The sequence below is a fragment of the Apibacter sp. B2966 genome, from assembly GCF_011082485.1.
Classification (GTDB): Bacteria; Bacteroidota; Bacteroidia; order Flavobacteriales; family Weeksellaceae; genus Apibacter.
On sequence record NZ_CP049714.1, the window covers coordinates 1,777,648 to 1,793,547 of the forward strand.

Here is a 15,900-nt window from a genome sequence, read left to right on the forward strand (position 1 = left end):
TTAAATATTGCCTATAAACGATTTAAAAAAAATTATAAAATAGTACTTTTGAATAAAAATTGAATATGTTTACAGGTATTGTAGAAGAAACGGGAAAGATAGTAAATATGGAAAAAATAGACGAAAATCTTTCCATATCAATATCCGCTTCATTTATTGATGAATTAAAAATAGATCAAAGTATAGCTCATAATGGAACATGTCTAACAGTTGTAGATATAAATCCGGAATTTTATACGGTAACAGCTATTGCTGAAACATTAAAAAAAACGCATTTTTCAACTCTTGCCATTGGTGATCGTATTAATCTGGAAAGATGTGTTAAAGTATCAGATAGACTAGACGGGCATATTGTACAGGGGCATGTAGATCAAGTAGGGGAATTGAAATCGATAGAAAATCAAGAAGGAAGTTTTTTATTGACTTTTACCTATACAGGTAAACAAATCACCGTGGAAAAAGGTTCAGTTACTGTGAATGGAGTAAGCTTAACGGTGGTAGATAGTAAGGATAATGAGTTTTCAGTTGCAATTATTCCGTATACATGGGATCATACAAATTTCAAATATCTGAAAATCGGAGATAAAGTAAACTTAGAATTTGATATTATTGGTAAGTATATACAGAAGTTGTATGGTTTATATAAGTAAATAATAAATTTAATTCAAAATAAAAAGGCCTATACCAATTGGTATAGGCCTTTTTATTTCATAGTAGTTAGTCATATATTCCTTTACTCAGCTTAGCTCGTCTTTCCTTAATTAAGGCTTCTCTTTGAGCATCATTCTGGAATTTAGGTTTGGCGCCTTGACTATATTTTAATCTTCTTTCTTTAATTAATGCTTCCCGTTTAGCATCAGCATCATTTTTAGTTGATGGTTTTACTGTCGAATTTTCATTTGATGATTTAACCGGAATATTTTTACTATTCACCGTTTCTGTTTTTATGGGTTGAGATGCATTATTATTTTTAACAGGAGCCGTAACAGGAACGGAACTAGTTTTTACTTCATCTTTAGATTTTACAGAAGGCTTAGGTTTAGCATTGCTAATATTTTCAGGTTTTATAACGGTTGTTTTTGGGCTTGAAAGATTTGCATTTTTTCTTTCCTGAATAATATTATTTGATTTTATAACTTCCGGTTTTTTAATTTCCACATCAGTTGAAGTTAAATCATTTATTGCCTGTACCGTTTCTTTACCAGGAGTTAAATTATTATAATTAGTATTTTCATCAGAAGATATTTCTAACGGTTTACCAATATAGAAATCAAGAATTTTTAATCTGAATAAAAATGAATATTTAGCTTGAAGCATTTGAGATAATGCGTTGAAATAATTATTTCTTGCAGTATTTAAATCGTATATATTAATTTTTCCTGCAGTGAAACTCTTTTGTGCAAATTCATAGGATAATTCGGTGGATGCTACCAATTCTTTTGCAGAGGTAAATGTTTGAAAAGCAGAATTTACGTCAAAATAAGAAGTTTGTATATTTTGCTTTAAATTTAATTTTTCTTGGTCGAGCTGGTTTTCTTGAATCAATTGATTAATTCGGGATTGCTGAACTTTTATTTTATTTGTTCCTTTACTAAATATGGGAATGTTAACCCCTACAGATACCATTTGAGAGTGATTGTCATACCATTGGTCGTCTATAGATTTACTGGAACGATCGAAATAATCCTGATAAAAAGTACTTACTTTATATCCGCCGGTAATTGAAGGGTAAAAAGCGGTTTTAGCAATATCAATATCTTTCTTTGCTGATTCAACCCCTAATTCGGCAGATTTAATAACCGGTTGATTATTAAAAGCATAATTGATGATATCATCCAAATTGATAAGAGGCATTCCTATATCATCGGAAACTTTAACATCCTCTATCTGAAAGTCTCGATAATCTTTTTGAAGTAACATGGCTAAAACCATTAGTGAACGATCTACTTCAATTTTAGCATTTTCATACGTTTGTTTAGCATTCGCAAGATTGGATTTTGATTCATATAAAGTGCTTAAAGGTATACTACCGGCATTATATAATTTTTCATTCCTGTCTTTATCTTTTGCTTGAGTATCCATGGAATTTAGTTGAACTCCTAAAAGCTCTTTATTCAATAGAACGGTTAAATAATTTCCTACTAATTGTAGTGAAATATCATTTTTGATTTTTTCAGTGGTATATTGATTTTGTTGAACCAAAAAAGAGTTTTTTTCCTCGGTTAATCGTAAACGTCTGTTGTTATAAAGTATCATGGAGGATTCAAGAGCAAGATTGTTCTGATATCCTTCTGTATATTTATAATAGGAGTCAATGGCAAAATCTGTTACACCATCTTGGGTAACCTTTTGTGTAGCCAATGGACCAAAAGTTATACCGTTAGTTATAGTACCTTTAAGATCGGGTAGTTTTTCTTTTTTAGCAATTTTTAAATTACTTTCTTGAACTTGTTCATTTAGTTTAGAAGCAAGTACTTGCAAATTGTTTTCTCTGGCGTAAGATAAACAATCATTGAAAGACCATACTTTTTGCGCTGAAATAAATCCGACTATGAAAAAAGCGATTATACTGTTGTTTAGTTTCATTCTTATGTAAATGAATTTTCAGTATTATAAGTAGAATAATTATTTATTTTGTTACAAACTTATCTAAAAACATTTTTTATCAGGTTTTAATTATAGATCTATCGTCAAATATGATAATAAACTAATTAATTCTAAATGATATCATCATCTTTAAATTTATGTATTATTAATTAAGATAGTAAGTGTTGAATACTAAATATAAGAAGTAAATATAAAATAAAAATAATATGAAGTGCTTTTATTAATTGAAACAAAAACAGGGTATAAATTATTATACCCTGTTTTTAATTTTATAATGTATTATGATTTATGTATTCTTATTAATTTTCTTTTCTAAAAACTAGACCGGTTTCAGGAAAATAATCTGCAACGATGGTATCATTGTCATTAATTTTTCCACCTAAAATTTCCTTAGATAATTGATTTAAAATTTCATGTTGAATCAATCTTTTTAAAGGTCTTGCGCCAAAAGTAGGATCATAGCCTTTACTCATTATATAATCTTTAGCCTCATCTGTCATGCTCATGCGAATTCCTTTTTTATCTAATATTTTATTAAGAGAATCTAACTGGATATCTATTATACTTCTTATTTCATTCTTATTTAAAGGCTTAAATACAATAGTTTCATCGATACGGTTTAAAAACTCAGGACGAAGGGTTTTCCTTAACAGTTCCATAACCTGCTCTTTGGTCAATTCTAAAATTTCTTTGTAATTATTTCCTTCCAGTTTTTCAAAATTTTCTTGAATTAAATGAGATCCCAAATTGGATGTCATAACTATAATCGCATTTTTAAAATTAACGGTTCTTCCTTTATTATCTGTTAGCCTACCATCATCCAATACCTGTAATAAAATATTAAAAACATCCGGATGAGCTTTTTCGATTTCATCCAATAAGATAACAGAATAAGGTCTTCTTCTAACGGCTTCGGTTAACTGACCACCCTCATCGTAACCCACATATCCCGGAGGCGCACCTACCAGTCTGCTAACAGAATGTTTTTCTTGATATTCACTCATGTCAATTCTGGTCATTGAATTTTCATCATCAAATAAAAATTCGGCTAAGGCTTTAGCTAATTCGGTTTTTCCGACACCTGTTGTTCCTAAGAATAAGAATGATCCGATAGGTTTTCTTTCATCGTTTAATCCCGCGCGGTTTCTGCGTATAGCATCTGCTACTGCTTCAATTGCTTCTTCTTGTCCGACAACCCTTTTGTGAAGAACAGATTCCAGATTTAATAATTTTTCTCGTTCACTTTGTACCAGTTTAGTAACCGGAATACCGGTCCATTTGGCTACTACATCAGCAATGTCTTCGGAATCAACTTCTTCCTTGATTAATTTAGGTCGATCATCAGAAAGTTCGGCTTCAGCTTTAGCAAGTTCAGCCTCTTGTTCTTTTATTTTTCCGTAACGTAATTCAGCAACTTTACCATAATCACCGGATCTTTCTGCTTTTTCGGCTTCAATCTTAAATTCTTCAATATTTTTACGGATTTCTTGAACTTTATCCGCTCTTTCTTTTTCTGCTTTCCAGGAAGCGCTTAGCTCATTTCTTTTTTCATTAAGTTGTGCTAATTCTTCTTTAACATTTTCTAACCTTTTCTCATTAGCTTGTTTAATGCTTTCATTGGAAGTAGGACTTTCCGCTTCTCGTTTAACCGCCTCTAATTCAATTTCAAGCTGCATTTTTTTACGGTCTAAGGCATCCAGTTCTTCAGGCTTGGAATTCATTTCCATACGAAGTTTTGCCGATGCTTCATCCATTAAGTCTATGGCTTTGTCCGGTAAAAATCGGTCGGAAATATAACGATTGGAAAGTTCCACTGATGCAATTACGGCTTCATCTTTAATACGTACTTTGTGATGGGCTTCATACTTTTCTCTAATTCCACGTAATATAGCTATGGCATCATCCACATCGGGTTCTTCAACCATCACCTTTTGAAAACGTCTTTCCAACGCTTTGTCCTTTTCAAAATATTTTTGATATTCATTTAATGTTGTTGCTCCAATTGAACGAAGTTCACCTCGTGCCAATGCCGGTTTTAAAATGTTCGCAGCATCCATGGCTCCTTCTCCTCCTCCGGCACCAACTAATGTGTGAATTTCATCAATAAACAAAATAATATTTCCGTTGGAAGCGGTAACTTCTTTAACAACTGCTTTTAGACGTTCTTCAAATTCACCCTTATATTTTGCTCCTGCAATCAAAGCCCCCATATCTAAAGAAAAAATAGTTTTATCCTTTAAATTTTCAGGAACATCCCCATTAATGATTCTATGAGCTATTCCTTCGGCAATTGCAGTTTTTCCGACACCGGGCTCTCCAATTAATATGGGATTGTTTTTTGTTCTTCGAGAAAGAATTTGCAAAACTCTTCTGATTTCGTCATCTCTTCCTATTACAGGGTCTAGTTTACCGTTTTGAGCTAATTCATTAAGGTTTTTGGCATACTTGTTTAATGAATTATAGGTATCTTCTGCTGATTGAGAGGTTACTCGTTCTCCTTTTCTAATTTCTTCGATCGCTTTAATTACGCCTTCTTTGGTGACTCCTTGGTTTTTTAATAATTGTGAGGTTTTGTCATTTACAGAAAGCAGTCCTAAGAAAATATGCTCTAAACTTATAAATTCATCTTTCATCTTAGTTGATTCTAATTGGGCTTCATTTAAAGCTTTATTAGAATTTTGAGACAAATAAATTTGTCCGCCGCTAACTTTAGGTAAAGAATTTAGTATAGAATCAAGTTCGGAGTTAATGTATGCTAAATTTGAGTTTTGTTTTTTTAATATGAAAGTAATCACACTGGCTTCGCTTTCCAATAAAGCTTTAAGTAGGTGTGCAGGTTCAATAGCCTGATTCTCTAAACCTTGTGCAATCACTTGGGATTGTTGCAAGGCTTCTTGTGATTTGATGGTTAATTTATTAAAATCCATTTTATTTAATCTCTTACATTTTTTCTCAGCAAAATATAAACCAAAATCATGGATAGGTTTTTATAATCAATATGTAAGGGAATAAATAAATAAAACGAGACAATATGGCATTGTTTTGTTTTGTCGCAACTAAAATTAATGACACAATGTCATGATTGTTTGTTCATTAAAAGATTGGATTGTCTTTTTGATTACTACATCTTCAAAAATATTAAATTACATGAAATTCATATATAATTTAAAAATTACAGATGTATAATATGATATAAATAAATTATAGATTTTATGTAATATTTAATGATATCGGATACTTGCACGTATCATGCCGATAGCATTTATGGTTTTTAAAGAGACATCTTTAGATTCAAACATAGGATTGGCGCTGACTAATTTTATGTAATCGTTACCTAAACTGGATTTTTGAATGTGTCTAACAAAGGTATGATTGGAATCTTCAGATAAGGCAATTTCAATTATATATAATTCTCCCCAAAATATATTATCAATGGAAGCATTTTTAAAAATAACAATATCACCATTTTTTAAAAGAGGAAGCATAGATTCTCCTTTTATATAAATAGCTCCATCACAGTCTGATAAATTGGGTATTTTTATAAATCCTGAAATAAATGTATTTTCTGATTTTTTATGAACGATATTTTTTAATCCACCATTAGAATCTAAATTATAAAGAGGGATATTGGTATTATTTTTTTCTTGTAATTTAAACATGGGGTCCTCCAAAACAGACATTGGATAATCTTTATCTAAAATTGGGGATTTTAACATGGGCCCTTCATAGGTGAGAAGCCATTCTAAATTTATTTCGGGACATTTGGTATGGATCAATAAAGAATCGTAACTATTTCTTTTTTTCCAATTCGAAAAGGTTTGGGGAGAAATACCGAGATATCTGGCTAATTCAGAATCTTTTTTAAATCCATAAAATAACTTTATTTTATTCAATATGGTAGTTTTTTCCATAGATTGTAGTTATATAAGTAAAAGTTCAAATAAATTTTATATAAACAGTGTGTTTATATATCTATTTGATAATTAGACAAATATACTAAAAATTATTATATTGTCACAACAATGTTATATTATTACCGTAAAAACAATATAAAGAATAGAATAATATAAATTATACAGGAGATAAGAATTAGTAATGGATGAAATAAAAATTTAAAAGGTTCGAATACTTCCACGTATTAGAGCCATAGCATTAATTTTAGAAACCGGAATATCTTGAGGTGCGTTTGTGTTGTCTTGTCCTAATAGTTTAACAAATTGTTCGCCTTTTTCAGATTTTTGAATATATTTAATTAACATATAAAAAGAATCATCATTCATACATATCTCAATTAAATAAAGCTCACCCCAAAACAGGTCTTTAAGAGAAATAGTTTTAAAAATAATTATGTCTCCATTTTGTATAGTTGGTAGCATGGAATTTCCTTTTACATAAGCAGCTCCGTCGCAATCAGCCAAATCCGGCATTTTTATAAAATCTATAATATTTTCTTGATGATGTTTTTTGCTAAATATATTTTTCAATCCACCATTTCTGTCTATATTATATAAAGGAATATGATTTTTTTCACCTTTATAGGAATTATATCCAGATTCTTCCGCTATTGAAATAATATTAGATTGTCCAATATTATCTTTTTTCAACATAGGACCTTTGCCGGTTAACAACCATTCATAATTAAAAATTTCACATTTTGTATAAATAAGTTTAATGTTGAACGAATTCCTTCTTTTCCAATTATACAATATTTGTGAGGTTATGCCTAAATGTTTTACTAATTGAGAATCTTTAGTAAAACCATAGTATTTTTTAATTTCGTTTAGAATGATATTTTTATCCATGTTCAATATAAAAAATATACATTTTGTGTAAAATAATTTTAAAATAAACAAAATGTATATATATTTGTGTTGAGATAAAACAAAGATATCAAAAAATACATTATTGTTATGACAGTAGAACAAATAAAAAGAAAAATTGAAGTGGGAGATTATATTTTGGCATCGAAATTATTAAATATAACCCCCGAAAATGTAAGAGCTCGTTTTTCACGAGAAAAGATGGATGCAATAGAAGCGTTAAAAGCAATAATTAGTAATAGGGAAAGGTTTATAAAAGAATACCATAAGAAAATTTCAGGCTAATCAACTTAATTTTTTAAATCTGAATTTTACACTATGAAAAGGATAAGAGTTCTTCCTTATGATTTAATGATAAATTACTATCTTCATTGAGAGTTGCCTTATTAAATAAATGATTATAATAATCTTAATACAAAATATTTCATTGTTGATCATAATTTAAATCATAACCTGCAGTTTAAAACAAAAATCCTATTTTATAATTTTTTTTTAATCTTTTGGTAGAAAAATGAAGTTTTAAAAAAATTAGTGATACAAGTTAAATTTCTTGGCTTAAATACTCTGTATATAATTAATTCTGTAAAATTTAAAAATTATTGATCTTTATATTTATAAAGGAAAACTTTATTGTTACTAAAATTATTTTTAAATAAGACTATTAATTTTTTAAAGTAATAGTTCAAGAATTTATTTAAATTATATAAATGTTTTATATGTATAAATGGTTGATAATTTATTCTGAAAAAATAAAAATAACCAACTATTATATGTTATAAATCTTGTTTAGCAGCCTTGGGATAATGTAAGGAGATAAAGGTAATTAATGTTATATAAACTTTATGATTGTAATTTTTTTTTGTTTATCTTTACCGCCATAAAGTTAGTGTTTAAGTGTTGTAAAATTTAAAAAATTAAGTGTTCATCTATTTTTAATGCCATTGTAGCAATTAAATTTTTATAATGAAATAAGAGAGGAGATCATTAAAAATAGAATAGATTTTTTTAAATAAAAAAATAGAAAATCAATTAAGTGTTAATAAGTTAATTAATAATTCATTATGAAAAAGAGAATTTTATTATGTTCATTACTCGGAGTGATTTCCGTTTGTTCTTTCTCTCAAAGCCAAAGAGTGGGAATTAATACGGAAGATCCTCAAGGAGTTTTCCATATCAATGGAACCAATAAAGATTTAAGTCAAGATGACTTTATTGTAGATGCAAATGGGAATGTGGGTATAGGTACCCGAACCCCTAAATCAAAGTTGGAAATTATAGGTACTAAAGGTAAAGGATTGCGGGTAACTCCTCCGGGAACTATCGCTAAAGGAGAAGTTATTGCATCTGATGCAAATGGTAATTTTGTAGCCTCTACCAGGCCTATGCCCGAACTTAGAGAGGGTTCTATCATTCAAATTAGAACAAGACTTGATGCAACTTCAACATTAGCTCCTAATTTAATAGATTCAAATCCAATTATTCCCGGTGATCCAAGTTTACCTCCGGGAAAAAAACCGGCTGTAAAAATATCTGACAAGCCTATAGAGCTAACAGAAGGTACATGGCTGATTCAGCTTAAGTACACTACTCGTACAACAAGAGGGGGAGGATCCAATTTTCAAGAATATTGTGGAAAAGAAAATGGATTTGATCAATATATTTGGACATTACTATATAACGAAAATGAGCCGGACTTTAAAAAAGCAGTATTAACTACGGTAGGTTTTGCTACGGAACGTGATGGTGCTTGTGCTTGTACTCCTCAGTTAACCCACGTAGTAAAAGTCAATCCGGGACAGACAATGAAAGTTAGTGCTTATGCCAGTACTAGTATATGGCACAATACAGTAGTATTCGTAGATGGCGATTTTAATTCATTTACTACCGGCAAACCATATTTTAGAGCTATTCGTATAGATAGTTTTAATTAATAATGTGGTGGAATTAAGATCTTTATTATTCATATAATTTTATATTTAAAATCATGTCATGAAAAAAATAATATTATCAATAAATTTTTGTGTATTAGCAATTGGAATTAGTTTATCACAAGTAGGAGTTAACACAGATAATCCTAAAGCTATTTTTCATATAGATGCTAAAAAAGATAATGGGAATATATCTGTCCCAGTAAATACATCAGATGATGTAATTTTCAAACCGGGTACAAATAATGCCTCAGATCCGACTGCAAAACTCTACGGTCATTTAGGTGTTGGAAAAGTTAATCCGGATACGGGTTTAGATGTTAATGGCAACATACGATTGGAAGATGGAACTCAAGTTAATAATAATATATTAGTTAGTACAGATTCACTTGGAAATGCCCAATGGATAGCTCCTGCCAGACCATTGATTCATAATGGAGAAATAGGAAATGGTATTCGATTACCACTGGATGAAAGTGCTATAGATTTAACAGTACAACCTTTAATGCTTACTCAAGGAAGATGGTTGATTCTATCCAAATTTGTAGTTAAAGCTACCCAACATGTTAATGACGATTTTAAACCTCGGAATAATGTATGGATTTATTTAAAAAATGTTAGCGAGCACCCGCTAATAACCGATAAAGTCTATAATACTATTTTGGGGGTACCGTTAGAACAAGCGGGAGCTAAAGTTGGGACACCGCAATTAGCAGCTCTTGTTAATATACCTAAAGGAAAAACTTTTGAGTATAGAGTATTTGGAAGTACAAGTAATAAAGAATTCGAATATATTACAACAAATGACGATTTTCAAGGATCTTATTTTTATGCCGTTCGATTAGATGCAGAACTTTTAGACGATTAAATTAATACATATGAATTTTAAATTTATTATATGAAAAAATTATTTTTATTATATATAATTATAGCGGGAGGTATAGGTTTTACTAAATCTTTTGCACAAACAGCTCCATCGGTTGGAGTAAATACAACTAACCCGCAAGGACCTTTTCATGTAGATGCAAAGGGGGATACAAACGGATCTTTAAATACAGCTGATGATGTAATAGTTGATAAAAACGGAAATTTAGGAATAGGAACCATTGCACCAACGGCTAAAGTTCATATTAAAACGGATGGATCAACAAATGGAATCCGCATCAGTGATCAATCAGAAGGAAAAGGGAGTATGCTTATGTTTCAAGATAATACGGGAATAGTTAACTGGGTTCCCAAACCTTTTACCATAAAACAAGCAGAACTTAGGAAAGATTTTAATATGAACGATCCATTTAAAAGAAATGCGAATGACCATAGAGAAATTTCAATACCGGGACACGGTTTAAAATTAACTCCGGGTATCTGGATGATTATGGCTAAATATATGGTTTATAATAACGGGGATGATAAAGGTAATTTGTTTTGGACTTATTTGCATGATTTAGATGATCTTACCACTTTACCCGTAGATAATAATCATCTACGTGATAAGCGTAAACCTTGTCTAGTTGATGGAGCCCTTCCTGAAAATAATTGTAATGGTAGTGGCTACAATTTAAATTGGTATTTAGCAAGTAACGATCTGGGCGGAAACCCTTCAGAATATGCAATGACTGTGGTTGGAACTTATCCGGAAGCAAAAGGCCAAGGATATACCACTCCATATGTTAATTATATAGCAGTAATTAAATCTGATGATCCATTAAATCCAGGTAAAAAACTAAGACCGGGTGATCCGGGATATGAGCATGAAATTGCTTTAACTTTTAGTTCCAGTTTAAATGGTGATCAAGTATTGGAAACCAGATCATCAATTCGTGGTTCAGGTAATAATGGGGGCAATCTTGAAGTGGGAGTTTATTTCTTTGCTATTCGTTTAGATATAGATGAATCATCTCTATAAATTTTAAAAATTAAGTTATATACTAGTATTTATATAATACCTGCCGAATAGGCAGGTATTTTTTTATTCAATACCAGTAATTCCCATTTTCTTCATTAAAAAAGTGGCATTCATATTTTGAGCTATACCTTCTTTTAATTTATAATCAAACACTAATTCATCCTGAGCAATTTCTGCTTCAAAACGATAGTTCTTTATATTTTCGGGATAGTTTGCTTCCAAGGTGCCTAATACTAAATCATGAGTAGCAATAATGCCATTTCCTTTTAGCGAAATAAGCTGTTTCATAAGCGCTAAGGATCCTTTTTGCTTATCTTCAGAGTTGGTACCTTTTAAAATTTCGTCTAAAATGATAAATAAATGTTCTCCGGAATGAAGTCTGTCTATAACCATTTTCAATCGTTTTAATTCAGAGAAAAAATAAGATTCATGATCAACTAAGGAATCTGTAGTTCTTAAATTAGTTACCAAATTTCCCGGGAATATCTCTAATGACTTAGCGTATACCGGAGCACCAATACAGGCTAACACGTGGTTAACCCCTATAGTTCTTAAATACGTACTTTTACCGGCCATATTAGCTCCCGTTATTACTAAAAAATAATTTTCTTTTGAAATTTTAACATCATTGGTTACACAAAAGGAACGGTTAAGTAGAGGGTGGCCCAATTCTTTCCCATCAAATATAAAATGTTCAGTATTTATTTTAGGATATGAATATCCGGGGTGAGTATATGCGTATGTTGACAGGGAGCACCAAGCATCAAAATGAGAAAGAGAATCAAACCAATTCGGTAGATACTTTTTATAGATATCTAACCATTTTTCTATCTTAATAGCATAACGAACACTCCAACATAAGACCGGATTGAAAAATAAAATCATCGGATAAGCCATACACATATTTAATTGAGAACAATATCTATTTAATTTATAGATAGCTTTTGATGCAGGAGTTTTCTTGATAAGGGTTTTACGATTTTTTTCTAACAAATAACTATCAAAATTTTGCTCTTCTATGGCATTAAAAAGTGAGGTATAGGTATTTAAAACATCTGTTTTTTTTTCTATGTTATTAACTATATTATTTACATGCTTACTCGCAAAGGCATTAATTGCATAAGTTATGATCCATAAAGGAATAAAATATAATGCAGATACCCTATTAAAAGCTGTAAGTACAAGTAAGATTAAATATAAGCAGGGAATAATATTTATCATTATTTCCCAGAATTTATTTTTATGCAATAAAAATGTTTCCGGAAATATATTTGAATCAAAATTTTCTTTATTTTCTAATTTTCCGTTTAAAGACCCCAAAACTCGGAAATGGTTTACCCAATCTTGTTTTGAAGCTAATTCTTGGATGCTTTCCTGATTTTCCACAATGGTTTTTTTGTCTAAATAGGGAGTAAGGAACAGATAGGCAAGAAATTTTTTACCTTGATAGGTGCATGTTCGATTAATAGCCTGAAAAAGCGATCGATCGCCAAATAAATCTAAATCGTAGCTGAAGCTGTGTTCAGTCGAAATATATTCTGGGCCTCCATCAAAAGATGAAAAATCGTAATTAAGAGCTTTACATTCATTTTCTGCTAAAGTTATTAATGAATCTGAATAATTTTTTTTATAAAACAGTTTTTGATGTAACTTTAATAACAAGATAAATATTGAAAAAGATACAAAGATGATACCGCCGGTAAGGTAGCTGTTTTTCCAAGTAAAAATACAAAGTAAAGCAGCAATAAGAACTACTGATAATCTTAAAGCAGCAATAATAAATATCTTTTTTTTAAGTGATTGTACCGTTGAAATCTCTTTATTAATAAGAGAACGGTATGAATGTTCAATATCTTTTATTTTCATGATATCAAAGGTAAACAAAATAAAATAGCTAATTTTAAAGTCTATATATATCTAATAGTACTTTACTTTCAAATTTTAACAGGAATCAAAAAAAATTAAATTTTATTATTTGATAAATGTTGCATTTTAAATATATTATAATTAGAAATAAAAAAGCCTGATGAAAATCAGGCTTATAGTTTTTATAATTTTATTATAGAGCTAAATCAATCACTTCAGACATTTGAGTTACATAATGTATTTTTAAGCCTTTAATATAATCAGGATTGATTTTTTCAATATCTTTTCTATTCTCTTCACATAATATGACATCGGTAATACCGGCCCGTTTAGCAGCTAATATTTTTTCTTTAATGCCGCCTACCGGAAGAACTTTTCCTCGTAACGTAATTTCACCGGTCATTGCCCATTTAGACTTAACCTTTTTACCGGTAAAAGAGGAAACAAGAGAAGTAAGCATTGCTATACCTGCAGATGGTCCGTCTTTAGGAGTTGCACCTTCAGGAACGTGAATGTGTATATTACTTTCTTCAATTTTTTGCGGATCGATACCGAATTCTTTATAATTAGATTTTATGTATTCCAAAGCAATAGTAGCCGATTCTTTCATTACATTACCTAAATTTCCGGTCATGCTTAAGTTTCCTTTGCCTTTAGAAAGAATACTTTCAATAAAAAGAATATCTCCTCCTACTTGAGTCCAGGCTAATCCTGTAACAACTCCTGGAACTTTATTAGTTTCAGACATTTCAGGCATCATAGGCGGACCTAGGATTTCGATAATTTTATTTTGACTCAATTTTTTGTTGTATTCAGTATTGCGAGCAATTTGTAAGGCAATATTCCTTACAATTTTTGATATCTTCCTTTCTAAGCCTCTAACACCGGATTCTCGAGTATATGCTTGGATAATAAATTCCAATTCTTTCTTACTTATTGAAATATCTTTTTTGGTAAGTCCATGTTCAAGGATTTGTTTTGGTAAAAGATATTTATTAGCTATTTCTACTTTTTCCTCAATAGTATATCCGGAAATATCAATAATTTCCATTCTGTCCAACAACGCCGGTTGTATGGTAGCTAAATTGTTGGCGGTAGCAATAAACAATACTTTAGATAAGTCGTAATCTACATCCAGAAAATTATCATGGAAAGTACTGTTTTGTTCGGGATCTAATACTTCAAGTAAAGCAGATGACGGGTCACCGTGTCCACTGGTGCTAATTTTGTCTATTTCGTCTAAAACAATAACGGGATTAGATGTTCCAACCTTTTTTATGGATTGAATAATTCTCCCCGGCATAGCCCCAATATAAGTTTTACGATGTCCTCTAATTTCCGATTCATCATGCAACCCTCCCAATGATATACGAACGTATTTTCTTCCTAAAGCAGAAGCAATGGATTTACCCAATGAAGTTTTACCGACACCGGGAGGACCATATAAACAAATGATGGGAGATTTCATATCTCCTTTAAGTTTTAGGACTGCGAGATACTCTAAGATTCGTTCTTTAACATCTTCTAAACCAAAATGGTCTTTATTTAAAACTTTTTCAGCATGATTAATATCAAAATTGTCCTTAGAATATTTCTCCCAAGGCAAATCCAACATTAATTCTAAATAATTCCTTTGAACACCATAATCAGGTGTTTGCGGGTTCATGCGAACTAATCGATTAAGTTCTTTTTCAAAATGTTCATTTATAGACTTGCTCCATTTTTTTTTCGAAGCTTTTTCTTTCATTTCTTGAACTTCAGCTTCATAAGAAACGCCTCCCAACTCCTCCTGAATGGTTTTCATTTGCTGGTGTAGGAAATATTCACGTTGTTGTTTGCTGAGGTCGGAGTTAACCTTATCCTGAATAGAATTTTTTAAAGATATTTTTTGAAGCTCAACGTTCAGGTACTTTAATGTTTTGGAAGCACGATCTAACAAACTATTAACTTCCAGCAATTCCTGCTTTTTTACTAACGGTAAATCAAGATTAGAAGCAACAAAATTTACCAACAAGGAGCTGCCTTCAATATTTTTAATAGCAAAAGAAGCGTCTGAAGGGATAGCCGGATTTTCATTAATAATTTTAATGGCTGTTTCACGAAGGCTTTCCAATAAAACATTAAAATGTTCTTTATTTTTATTGGAAACCTTTCTTTTGTCTTCCAATAAAGTAATTTCTGCTTTTAAATAAGGCTCCTCTTCAAGTATATTATTAATAGAAAATTTACGTATCCCCTGAATAATTACCATGGTACTTCCGTCAGGCATTTTAAGTAATTTTAATATTTTACCTATAGTACCTACCGAGTACATATCATTTATAGTCGGATTATCTGCATTTACATCTTTTTGTGTAATGACTGCTATTATCTTATCGTTTTGCTGAGCATCTTGTAATAAATTGATGGATTTATTTCTTCCGGCAGTAATTGGTATAACAACCCCGGGAAATAAAACTACATTTTTTACCGGAAGTAAGGGTAAAACAGTAGGAAAAGTTTCATTCATCATTTTATCTTCTTCATCCTGGCTTAGTAAAGGAATAAATTCACTATCATTTTGCATAACTTGATCTAATGACAATATGTCGAACTTCATAATGTTTCGTATTAAAGATTTAATGACAAACTTTCAGATATCTAAAAAAAGAGAACTACTTTTTTTTAATCTTAAATGGGTATAGTATTGATTATTAATAAGAAATGTTGCAACCTCCAAAGTTTGTACGTGTACTAAGGTCAATTAATATGCCAAATAAAAACTTACTATAAT

11 protein-coding genes are annotated in these 15,900 nt (G+C 30.5%); 5 read left to right on the forward strand and 6 right to left on the reverse strand.

Translation table 11 applies throughout. The annotated features are described in order from the left end of the window. Positions 1-65 precede the first annotated feature (65 nt). Positions 66-650 (forward strand): riboflavin synthase, encoded by a 585-nt coding sequence (locus G8C43_RS07695; protein ID WP_166005239.1) that lies wholly within the window; start codon positions 66-68, stop codon positions 648-650. Between the two features lie 67 nt (positions 651-717). Here the strand turns inward: G8C43_RS07695 and G8C43_RS07700 are convergent, their stop codons facing one another. The 4 genes from G8C43_RS07700 to G8C43_RS07715 all read right to left on the reverse strand — a co-directional run bounded on the left by G8C43_RS07700 (position 718) and on the right by G8C43_RS07715 (position 7,409). Then, positions 718-2,586, reverse strand: coding sequence for a TolC family protein (locus tag G8C43_RS07700; protein ID WP_166005241.1), 1,869 nt, complete (start codon positions 2,584-2,586; stop codon positions 718-720). Between the two features lie 320 nt (positions 2,587-2,906). Beyond that, positions 2,907-5,534, reverse strand: coding sequence for an ATP-dependent chaperone ClpB (gene clpB / locus G8C43_RS07705; protein ID WP_160568175.1), 2,628 nt, complete (start codon positions 5,532-5,534; stop codon positions 2,907-2,909). Positions 5,535-5,828: 294 nt separating this feature from the next. After that, positions 5,829-6,518, reverse strand: coding sequence for a helix-turn-helix domain-containing protein (locus G8C43_RS07710; RefSeq protein WP_160542490.1), 690 nt, complete (start codon positions 6,516-6,518; stop codon positions 5,829-5,831). Between the two features lie 201 nt (positions 6,519-6,719). Beyond that, positions 6,720-7,409 (reverse strand): helix-turn-helix domain-containing protein, encoded by a 690-nt coding sequence (locus tag G8C43_RS07715; RefSeq protein ID WP_160542489.1) that lies wholly within the window; start codon positions 7,407-7,409, stop codon positions 6,720-6,722. A gap of 108 nt (positions 7,410-7,517) precedes the next feature. Between G8C43_RS07715 and G8C43_RS07720 the strand changes: the two genes are divergently transcribed. The 4 genes from G8C43_RS07720 (at position 7,518) to G8C43_RS07735 (ending at position 11,261) form a co-directional block, all read left to right on the forward strand. Further along, positions 7,518-7,712, forward strand: a complete 195-nt coding sequence (locus tag G8C43_RS07720) for a hypothetical protein (RefSeq protein ID WP_105296313.1) — start codon at positions 7,518-7,520, stop codon at positions 7,710-7,712. Between the two features lie 776 nt (positions 7,713-8,488). Beyond that, a complete protein-coding gene (locus G8C43_RS07725; RefSeq protein ID WP_160542488.1) occupies positions 8,489-9,358 on the forward strand; it encodes a hypothetical protein in 870 nt (289 codons plus the stop codon). Between the two features lie 58 nt (positions 9,359-9,416). Next, positions 9,417-10,223 (forward strand): hypothetical protein, encoded by an 807-nt coding sequence (locus G8C43_RS07730; protein WP_166005243.1) that lies wholly within the window; start codon positions 9,417-9,419, stop codon positions 10,221-10,223. Between the two features lie 30 nt (positions 10,224-10,253). After that, entirely contained in the window at positions 10,254-11,261 is a 1,008-nt protein-coding gene (locus G8C43_RS07735; protein WP_166005246.1) for a hypothetical protein, read from the forward strand. A gap of 63 nt (positions 11,262-11,324) precedes the next feature. Here G8C43_RS07735 and G8C43_RS07740 read toward each other — a convergent pair whose 3' ends face one another. Continuing rightward, positions 11,325-13,127, reverse strand: coding sequence for a MutS-related protein (locus tag G8C43_RS07740; RefSeq protein ID WP_166005248.1), 1,803 nt, complete (start codon positions 13,125-13,127; stop codon positions 11,325-11,327). A 193-nt stretch (positions 13,128-13,320) separates the two neighbouring features. Beyond that, the gene (lon, locus tag G8C43_RS07745; RefSeq protein WP_105296308.1) at positions 13,321-15,726 is read right to left on the reverse strand and encodes an endopeptidase La; all 2,406 of its coding nucleotides are present in this window, start codon (positions 15,724-15,726) and stop codon (positions 13,321-13,323) included. Positions 15,727-15,900 lie beyond the last annotated feature (174 nt).

What these genes read in the sequence shown, in the direction of transcription:
- G8C43_RS07695 (WP_166005239.1), top strand. Translation starts at nt 66, where the DNA reads ATGTTTACAGGTATTGTAGAAGAAACGGGAAAGATAGTAAATATGGAA.
- G8C43_RS07700 (WP_166005241.1), bottom strand. Translation starts at nt 2,586, where the DNA reads ATGAAACTAAACAACAGTATAATCGCTTTTTTCATAGTCGGATTTATT.
- clpB (WP_160568175.1), bottom strand. Translation starts at nt 5,534, where the DNA reads ATGGATTTTAATAAATTAACCATCAAATCACAAGAAGCCTTGCAACAA.
- G8C43_RS07710 (WP_160542490.1), bottom strand. Translation starts at nt 6,518, where the DNA reads ATGGAAAAAACTACCATATTGAATAAAATAAAGTTATTTTATGGATTT.
- G8C43_RS07715 (WP_160542489.1), bottom strand. Translation starts at nt 7,409, where the DNA reads ATGGATAAAAATATCATTCTAAACGAAATTAAAAAATACTATGGTTTT.
- G8C43_RS07720 (WP_105296313.1), top strand. Translation starts at nt 7,518, where the DNA reads ATGACAGTAGAACAAATAAAAAGAAAAATTGAAGTGGGAGATTATATT.
- G8C43_RS07725 (WP_160542488.1), top strand. Translation starts at nt 8,489, where the DNA reads ATGAAAAAGAGAATTTTATTATGTTCATTACTCGGAGTGATTTCCGTT.
- G8C43_RS07730 (WP_166005243.1), top strand. Translation starts at nt 9,417, where the DNA reads ATGAAAAAAATAATATTATCAATAAATTTTTGTGTATTAGCAATTGGA.
- G8C43_RS07735 (WP_166005246.1), top strand. Translation starts at nt 10,254, where the DNA reads ATGAAAAAATTATTTTTATTATATATAATTATAGCGGGAGGTATAGGT.
- G8C43_RS07740 (WP_166005248.1), bottom strand. Translation starts at nt 13,127, where the DNA reads ATGAAAATAAAAGATATTGAACATTCATACCGTTCTCTTATTAATAAA.
- lon (WP_105296308.1), bottom strand. Translation starts at nt 15,726, where the DNA reads ATGAAGTTCGACATATTGTCATTAGATCAAGTTATGCAAAATGATAGT.